General features: G+C 71.4%; 6 protein-coding genes. 4 read left to right on the top strand and 2 right to left on the bottom strand.

All coding sequences use genetic code 11. The features are described from left to right. Positions 1-929, top strand: a 929-nt coding sequence (ruvB, locus tag I53_RS12815; protein ID WP_043351268.1) for a Holliday junction branch migration DNA helicase RuvB, incomplete at its 5' end; no start/stop codon positions are given. A 61-nt stretch (positions 930-990) separates the two neighbouring features. Here ruvB and I53_RS12810 read toward each other — a convergent pair. Beyond that, positions 991-2,940 carry a bifunctional diguanylate cyclase/phosphodiesterase gene (locus I53_RS12810; protein ID WP_043351264.1) on the bottom strand — a complete coding sequence of 650 codons (1,950 nt, stop codon included), beginning with the start codon at positions 2,938-2,940 and terminating at the stop codon, positions 991-993. 417 nt (positions 2,941-3,357) lie between these two features. Between I53_RS12810 and I53_RS12805 the strand changes: the two genes are divergently transcribed. Next, positions 3,358-3,723, top strand: coding sequence for an MliC family protein (locus I53_RS12805; RefSeq protein ID WP_043351262.1), 366 nt, complete (start codon positions 3,358-3,360; stop codon positions 3,721-3,723). Between the two features lie 397 nt (positions 3,724-4,120). Then, a complete protein-coding gene (gene gph / locus I53_RS12800) occupies positions 4,121-4,825 on the top strand; it encodes a phosphoglycolate phosphatase (protein WP_043351260.1) in 705 nt (234 codons plus the stop codon). A 102-nt stretch (positions 4,826-4,927) separates the two neighbouring features. Here the strand turns inward: gph and I53_RS12795 are convergent, their stop codons facing one another. After that, entirely contained in the window at positions 4,928-5,641 is a 714-nt protein-coding gene (locus I53_RS12795; RefSeq protein ID WP_083936043.1) for a TetR family transcriptional regulator, read from the bottom strand. A gap of 164 nt (positions 5,642-5,805) precedes the next feature. Here I53_RS12795 and I53_RS12790 point away from each other — a divergent pair. Further along, positions 5,806-6,491 (top strand): acyl-CoA dehydrogenase family protein (locus tag I53_RS12790; protein ID WP_043351258.1); only part of this gene is annotated, 686 nt, incomplete at its 3' end.

Raw genomic sequence — 6,491 nt, 5'->3', positions numbered from 1 at the left:
TCGGGCAGCGTGCGGCGCGGGCGAACATGCAGGTGTTCATCGAGGCGGCGCGGAAGACCGGCCAGGCGCTGGACCACGTGCTGTTCGTCGGCCCGCCGGGTCTGGGCAAGACGACGCTCGCCCAGATCGTGGCGCGCGAACTCGGCGTGAACTTCCGCTCGACCTCCGGCCCGGTGATCGCCAAGGCCGGGGACCTGGCCGCGCAGCTCACCAACCTGGAGGAGCGCGACGTCCTGTTCATCGACGAGATCCACCGGCTCAACCCGGCGGTGGAGGAGATCCTCTACCCGGCCATGGAGGATTACCAGCTCGACCTGATCATCGGCGAGGGCCCGGCGGCGCGCTCGGTCAAGATCGAGCTGCCGAAGTTCACGCTGGTGGGCGCCACGACCCGGGCGGGGCTGCTGACCACGCCGCTGCGCGACCGGTTCGGGATCCCGATCCGGCTGGAATTCTACGAGATCGACGAGCTGGAGCAGATCGTGGCGCGCGGGGCGCGGGTCCTGGGCCTGGGGATGTCGGCGGAGGGAGCCAACGAGATCGCCCGGCGGGCGCGGGGCACGCCGCGGATCGCCGGGCGTCTCCTGCGGCGGGTGCGGGACTTCGCCGTTGTGGCGGAGGCCGAGACGGTGACGCGGGCGATCGCCGACCGGGCGCTGCAGCTGCTCGACGTGGACGCGGCCGGGCTCGACGTGATGGACCGCAAGTACCTGAGCCTGATCGCGCGCTCCTTCGGGGGCGGCCCCGTGGGGATCGAGACGATCGGGGCGGCCCTGTCGGAGCCGCGCGACGCGATCGAGGACATCATCGAGCCGTATCTCATCCAGCGCGGCTTCGTGCAGCGCACCCCCCGCGGCCGCGTCCTCACCCGGCACGCCTACCGCCACATGCAGCTGCCGGAACCCGGGGCGGCCCCGGTGGCCGCCTGAGGCTGCGGCCCGACGGACGGCGGCCGTGCCGGCGGATGGCGACGCGCCGCCCGCCCGTCCCTCAGGCCCTGCGACGCACCGCGCCGGCGTCGTGGTCCATCCGCTGGAGCAGGGCGGCGAGGGGCATCGGCCGGCCGATGTGATAGCCCTGGACGTAGCGGCTGCCGTGCCGCCGCGCCACGTCCAGCTGGGCCTGCGTCTCGATCCCCTCGACGATCCCGTCGAGACCGAGGTTGCGGCACAGGTCCAGGATCGTGGAGATCAGGCTGCAGCCCCGGTCCGTATTGATGTCGACCATGAAGCTGCGGTCGATCTTGATCTTGTCCAGCGGCAGGCGGTGGACGTAGCCCAGGCTGGAATAGCCCGTCCCGAAATCGTCGAGCGCGATCTTGATGCCGAGGCTGCGCAGGGCGGTGATGGCCGCCTTGGCGTGATCGAAGTCGCGCATCAGGGCGGTCTCGGTGAGTTCGAGCGTCAGCCGGCGCGGGTCGAAGCCGCTGCCCTGCACCGCGGCCAGGATCGCCAGGACGGTCTCCGGCGAGGCGAGATCGTGGGCGGAGAGGTTGAAGGACAGGCCGGTCTCGGGCGGCAGCCGCGCGCCGTCGGCGAGCGCCTTGCGCAGGAGCAGGAGCGTGACCGTGTGGATCATGCCGCAGCGCTCGGCTGCCGCGATGAACCGGTCCGGTCCGACCTGGCCCAGCGACGGGCTCGTCCACCGCGCCAGACCCTCCACGAAGGCGATCCGCCCCGTCTCCGTGTCGAGGATCGGCTGGTAGTGCAGGACCATCTCGGCGGCGAGGTCGGCCGTCCGCAGGGCCGTCTCCACCGCCTGCTCGGCATGGATGGCGTCCTTGTGCTCCTGCGAGAACAGGGTCGTTGCGCCGCGCCGCTGCTCCTTCGAGTGGTAGAGCGCGTAGTCGGCGCGGTCGAACAGGGCGTCCGCGTCGCGCGTGGCCTTGCAGGAGAGGGCGAGGCCGCCCGAGCAGCCCGTGACGACCCGGATGTCGCCGATCCGCGTCGGCTGCTGCAGCGCCGTGCAGATGCCGTCGCAGAAGGCGAGCGCCGCCGCGGCCCCTTCGGACGCTCGGAGAATCACGCCGAATTCGTCGCCGCCCAGCCGCGTCACCACCACGTCGGCGCTGGCGAATTCCGCGAGGCGCCGGCCGGCTTCCGCCAGGACGCGGTCGCCGACATTATGCCCGTAGGTGTCGTTGATCGGCTTGAAACGGTCGAGGTCGAAGATGGCCAGGGCGAAGGGCGCGCCCGCCTCCGAGGGCGAGCGGATCGCCTCGTCGAGCTTCTGGAAGAAGTAGCGGCGGTTCGGCAGGCCGGTCAGGCTGTCGGTCTGGGCAAGGCGCGCATTCTCCTCGGAGAGCCGGCTCGCCACGGCCTGGGACGCCACGAGGTCGACGAAGGCCCGGTAGTTGGTGTTGAGGGTCCGGACCATCACCACCGTCACGAAGGCCGTGTTCGCCGCGATGGCGAGGAAGACCTTGTTCCCGCTCGTCACGCAGCAGAACAGGAACACGCTCATGACGATGCCGGTCACCAGGAAGGCCGCGACCGGCAGATGGGTCAGGCAGAAGATGCAGGCGATCACCGTGACGGCCACGAAGATCGCCGCGTGGCCCTGCTCGTAGGGGCCGCCGAACCCGGTCAGGACCATTGCCCAGACCACGAAGACGATCGAGAAGAAGATCGTGAGCACCGTGGTCCGCCGCAGATGATGGACCGCCTGCGCCTCGCTCAACGTCTCGGGCCGCAGGCGCAGCCAGTGGACCCCGCGGATCAGGCACAGCGAGATCACGACCGCCGGAATGCCGAGCGTCAGGATGGCGGGCGCCAGGGCATAATGCGTCGCGGCGAGCGCGCAGGCATTGACCGAGAGCAGTCCGTAGAGGGACGGGACCTGTTTCTGCAGTTCCGCGAGCTGACGGATGGCGGTCAGGCCGCGCGGGGATTTGGTCAGCGCCGCGATCAGTGTCGACAGAGCGTGTTTCGGGCGGTTCATTGGATCTGCAGCTGCGCGATTTTCGCATTACTATTTTCCTTTCATTAAGGAGCCATTTAAGCGGCGCGCGCGGGCGGTGGTCAGCCACGACCCGGATTCGCGTCCTGGACAGCCCCGTCGCAACAGCCCCGGACGCTTGGCTCGCCGACCGGACCGATCTTCGATCGCGGCCGGCACACCGTGATGGACGAGACTGGACCGTGATCCGTCTTGTCGCGTTGGACGAATCGTGAATTATTTACTGTATTGGGCTTTCGTTTCTGTGCGACAATGAAACATTATAAATCAATACAATTGTTCAGTTGCGCGCCTTTCAGGTGATCCGGGAAGTCCTCCGATTGCCCGCAGGGCGCATCCCGGCGATGATCGTCGGGACGGCCGCCACGCGGCCGCCGGAACGTGTCTGGAGAGTGGTCGATGAGAATCCCTGCCCGTGCCGTCCGGCCCGCGATCCTCGTGGGCGGCCTGCTCGTGGCCGCCGGGCCGCACGGGGCTGCGGCCGGACCGGGGCGGCCCGAGACGATCCACGTGACCTTCGCCTGTCCGACGGGGCGGACGCTGGCCGTCACGTTCGTGAACGGCGCGGGGCCGGAGCAGGCAATCGTCCGGCCGGGCGACGGCGGCGCCGTCACCCTGCCGGTGCAGCTGAGCGGGTCGGGGTTCCGCTATGCCGACGCCACCCACGAGCTGCGGGGCAAGGGGCGGTCGGTCACGTGGACCGACGGGTCCGGCAAGCCCATCACCTGCACCGATCAGACGCCGGCCGGCTCCGGGCCGCGATAGGCGGTGCCGCATCCGGGCCGCCGGGTCCGGACGCGGATGCCTACCGTCCGGTCACGCTTCGTGTCCCGGCGCGCCGGGCCGTCGGGACGATCCGCGTCGCGGCGGCCGAGCGGATCCGGGCGGTGACCCGCCTGCCATCGGGGCGATCGCCCAGGAGGCCGGATTCGCCAGCCGCGTGCGGATGCGCCGCGCGATCCGCCGGGCCGCTCGCAATCGTCCGAACCCGCGGGGCCCGTCACGGGCCGGTCACGGGCCGGACATGGCCGCGTCATCGCGGGTCGCGCCCGTTGCGAGCGGCGCTCCCTGGCCCGGCCGCGCGCGACCCGCTAGGAACCGCCCGTCCCGGAGACCGAAGCGTCGGCGTCCGGCGGCGGTCCCCTCGACGCGGAGAACACCCTTGCCTGCGGCCCCGTCGCGCTTCGACGCCGTTCTCCTCGATCTCGACGGCACCCTCGTCGACAGCCTGGCCGATCTCCGGACGGCCCTCAACGCGATTCTGGCGCAGGAAGGCCTGCCGCCGGTCGCGGCCGCCGCGGTGCGGGCGATGGTGGGCGATGGCGCCCTGGCGCTGATGCGGCGCGCCCTGCGGGCCTCCGGCGGCGACGCCGACCGGGCGGCGGAGCTGCTGCCGGCCTTCCTGGCCGTGTACGAGCCGATCGCGGCGACCGGCACGGCCCTGTTCCCCGGCGCCGCGGAAGCCGTCCGCGCGCTCCGGGAGGCGGGCCTCGCGCTGGCGATCGTCACCAACAAGCCGGCCCGCGCCACCGGCCTGATCCTGGATGCGGTGGGGCTGACGCCGCTGATCGACACGGTGGTGGGCGGCGACACGCTGCCCCAACGCAAGCCCGATCCCGCGCCGCTCCGGGAGGCCCTGCGCCGGCTGGGGGTCGAGCCCGACCGGGCCGTGATGGTCGGGGACATGCACCACGACATCGCGGCGGCCCGCGCGGCGGGCGTCGCCGCGATCCTGGCCCGCTACGGCTACGGGCGCCCCGAAGACGCAGACGCCGCCGACGCCGTCCTCGACCACATCGGCGGCCTGCGGGTCCTGATTGGGGCGCTGCCCGGGCCGCTGGCGTCGGGCCGCGCCTCGGCCTCCTAGCGCCTCGCCGCGAGGGCGCGGCGGCCGGGGACGCCCGGCGCCCGGGCGGTCCGTTCGCGGAGGGCGGCCGGCAGCGGCGCGAAGTGGGCCGCGCCGACGCGGTCAGGGCGCCGCGATGGCCTTCTCGACGAAGGCGATGACGCCGGCGATGTAGAACTGGATCGGGATGCCGCGCTTCCGGTGCTTGGCCCGCTTCACGTACCAGTCCTGCAGGAGCGGCTTGATCAGCGCGGCGGTGAGATCGACGTCGGCGACCGCGAAGACGCCCGCCGCAACGCCGCGGGCGAGGACCTCGGCGAAGATGCGCTCCGTGGCGGCCTCGCTCTCCGTCGCCATCGTCCGGGCGGGGGCCGGAAACCCCTTCGCCTCCATGAAGGCGAAGACGAACCAGGGCTGCATCGCCTCGGTCAGGCGGATATGGGTCTCGATCAGCCAGCGCAGATGCGCGGCCGGATCCCCCTCGATCCCCGCGGGAGCCTGCCGCAGGACGGCCTCGGCCGTCTCGGCCACCTCGGTGAGGATCATCACCAGAAGCGTGTTCTTGTTGTCGAAGTACGAGTAGAGCCCGCCCATGCTGAGGCCCGAGGCCTGGGCGAGGTCGCGCAGGCTGGTCTCGTGGAAGCCCTGCCGGCTCGACAGCTTCAGCACCGCCTCGATGATCCGGGCGAGGTTGGCGGTGGCGACGTGATCCTTCCGGACGCTGATCCGGTCCCGGTGCCGCGCCAGGATCCGCGCGCAGATCGCCTCGGTCGCGTAGGCGTCCTTCGCCAGCAATTCGGCCGGACGGGCGGACGGGGGAGCGTCAGCGGGTCTCATCGATCCATCGTCGCGCGGGCCGGTCGGGGCGACGGCCGAAGACGGTCCCCGTCCCTTGGCCCGTTGCCAGTCGCCCTTAGCGCGTTGCCAGATCCGAATCCAGGCGATAAAAAGCGAGCGCTCGCTCGATTTTTATCGCCTGGGCCGGCACAGCAGGTGGGCTCATGGATTTCACCATCTCCCCGCGCGTCGAGGATTACCGCGCCCGGATCGCGGCCTTCGTGGACACGCACATCCTGCCGCTGGAGGCCGATCCGACGGCCTATGACGGCCACGGCAACATCAGCCTCACCGAGCTGGCCCGGCTGCGGGGTCTCGCCCGCGACCAGGGCCTGTGGTGCCTGCAGCTGCGGCCCGAGACCGGCGGCGCCGGGCTCGACAGGGTCGGCATGGCGGTCTGCTACGAGGCCATGAACCGGTCGATCTTCGGGCCGGTCGTGTTCAACGCGGCCGCGCCGGACGACGGCAACATGATGGTGCTGGAGAAGGTGGCGACGCCGGACCAGAAGGCGCGCTGGCTCGCGCCGATCGTCGACGGACGGGTCCGCTCGGCCTTCGCCATGACCGAGCCGCATCCCGGCGGCGGCTCCGATCCGGGGATGATCCAGACCCGGGCCGAGCGGCGGGGCGACCGCTACGTGGTCACCGGCCGCAAGTGGTACATCACCGGCGCCGAGGAGGCCGCGCACTTCATCCTGATGGCGCGCACCTCCGACGACGCGCGCAAGGGGCTGACCGCCTTCCTGTTCCACAGGGACCAGCCCGGCTGGCGGATCCTGCGCCGCATCCCGATCATGGGGCCGGAGGAGCATGGCGGCCATTGCGAATTGCTGTTCGAGGGCCTGGAAAT

Source organism: Methylobacterium sp. B1 (assembly GCF_000333255.1).
GTDB lineage: Bacteria > Pseudomonadota > Alphaproteobacteria > Rhizobiales > Beijerinckiaceae > Methylobacterium > Methylobacterium fujisawaense.
The sequence above is the reverse complement of the archived record's forward strand: the minus strand, read 5'-3'. Positions and strand labels throughout refer to the sequence as shown.

Bases quoted from the DNA above. Each gene is read 5' to 3' on its own strand.
- I53_RS12810 (WP_043351264.1), bottom strand. From the start codon at position 2,940: ATGAACCGCCCGAAACACGCTCTGTCGACACTGATCGCGGCGCTGACC.
- I53_RS12805 (WP_043351262.1), top strand. From the start codon at position 3,358: ATGAGAATCCCTGCCCGTGCCGTCCGGCCCGCGATCCTCGTGGGCGGC.
- I53_RS12795 (WP_083936043.1), bottom strand. From the start codon at position 5,641: ATGAGACCCGCTGACGCTCCCCCGTCCGCCCGTCCGGCCGAATTGCTG.